The sequence below is a fragment of the Mesorhizobium sp. M1A.F.Ca.IN.022.07.1.1 genome (assembly GCF_003997575.1).
Taxonomy (GTDB): Bacteria; Pseudomonadota; Alphaproteobacteria; order Rhizobiales; family Rhizobiaceae; genus Mesorhizobium.
Genome location: NZ_RZST01000572.1, coordinates 1 through 2,038, shown reverse-complemented (window position 1 = coordinate 2,038; position 2,038 = coordinate 1). Strand labels below are relative to the sequence as shown.

1 protein-coding gene is annotated in these 2,038 nt (G+C 62.6%); it reads left to right on the top strand.

What is annotated here, in order from left to right; translation table 11 throughout:
• Nucleotides 1-2,038: hypothetical protein (locus tag EOA75_RS32250; RefSeq protein ID WP_127326093.1), on the top strand; the 2,038-nt coding region annotated here is incomplete at both ends.

Here is a 2,038-nt window from a genome sequence, read left to right as displayed (position 1 = left end):
GCTTCGCCGACGAGGATCTGGCAGCAAAGGACGTCGCCGAGCTGATCGAGCGCGCCATTCGTACACAGGTCGACGATTCCAAGCTTCAGGTCGAGCTGGAAGGCGAGGCGCAAGACGGTTTCCTGGCCGGCCGCGGCATTATCCGGCTTCGCTTCAAGAGCGACATCGTAAAAGACGAGACGACCAGCGAGGAGCTTGAACGCGCGAGCGACGCCGCAGCCGACGGTGCGCCTGCGGAAGAACCCGGCAGCGGTGAGACTGCAGGCGACGCGTATGGTGCAGCTAGTCAGCCAGGCGCATCGCCGGTCGAACGCCTCGCAAATGAGTGCATCGAGTTCGAGGCCGTGAGCTGGCGGGACTACAGGCACGGCCCGGCGAAGCGCTGGAAAGATCGGCCATGGGACGCATTCCGCTTCGTCGTGCAGCGCGAAGATGAAGATGCCGTGTTCGACGCCGGGCTGATCAGCATCCAGACGAACGATCAGGAGAAGAAGGCGCGCGGCGAAAGCGACAGCGACCTGACCGGATGGGAAATCTGGGACAAGGGCAGCCGCAAGGTCATTTTCATCGACGACAATGGCGTGGTGCTGAAGAAGGTCGACGACCCACTTGGCCTGACCGACTTCTTCTGCATCCCGGCGCCCGTGCAGCCGATCGAACTGACCGGCCGGTTGATGCCGGTCAATCCGTTTTCGATCTACAGCAAGCTCGCCGACGAGCTGGACCTGACCACGAAGCGCATCCGCATCATCACCAACCACATGAGGGTAAAAGGCTGGTATCCAGGTGATGCCGGGGATATCGCCAACATGCTGGCGGCCGAGGATGCCGAGTTCGTGCCGATCGGCAACGCGGATATCTGGGCAGCCAATGGCGGCCTGTCCGGCGCGGTCGCGTTCTGGCCGGCGGAAAAGTTCATCGCGGTTCTGCGGGAGCTCTATGGCGCCCGTGAACAGACGAAGCAGGCCATTTACGAAATCACTGGCATTTCTGACATCGTGCGCGGCGCCTCGCAGGCCAGCGAGACGGCCACGGCTCAGAACATCAAGACGCAATGGGGCTCGCTGCGCATCCAGAAGATGCAGCGCATGATGGAGAGATGCGCGCGCGACATCTTCGTGATGATGGCGGAGATCATCCCGGCCAAATTCTCGCACGAGACGCTGCAGCAGATGACCGGTGTTCAGATCCTGCCAACGCAGCAAGACCTGACGCCCGTCCAGCCGCCACCGCCACCGCCGCAAGGGGCGCAACTGCCGCCGCAGGCGCAACAGCAGTATCAGGCCGCGGTGCAGGCGGCGCAGGAGGCCGAACAGCAGCGGCAGGCCAAGCTGGCCAAGCTTCAGTCAATCCAGCAGCTTCTGACGCAGCGCTTGGCCATGATGTACCGCATCGATGTCGAGAGCGATTCGACGGTCAAGGCGGACCTGACGAGGCAGAAGGCAGAGACGGCCGAGTTCATGCAGGCGGCAGGCGCCTATTGGGCTGCTGTCGGCCCACTCATCCAGCAGGGCGAGATGTCGAAGGAAGTGGCTATTGAAATCTTCGCCGCGAACGCCCGCCTGTTCAACCTCGGCAAGTCGGTCGAGGACGTTCTGGAAAAGATGGTGACCGATGCCAAGGCGCAAGCCGGCCAGCCTCCGCCCCCGAGTGCCGAACAACAAAAAGCTCAGGCGGACGCAAAGGCGCGAGAGCAGGATCAGGCGGCAAAAGCTGCTGATGCGAAAATCAAACAGGACGCAGCTGCGCAAGACATGCAGTTCAAGCGCGAAAGCCACGATATGACGATGGCTGAGAAGCGGCTGGACCTTCAAGCGAAGCGGCAGGCCGCCCGTGCCGATCAGAACCAGATCATGCTCGCAAACGGCATACTCCCGCCGCCCGATCCCGAGCAGATCGACGGCCAGGCAGTGCTGAAAGAGATGGCAGCGCAGCGCGACCAGTTCGGCCAGCTCTTGGCGGCGCTCATCCATGAGCTTTCGAAGCCCAAGCAGATCGTCAGGGACGCGCAAGGCCGCGCGGTGACGGCTGTTCCGAT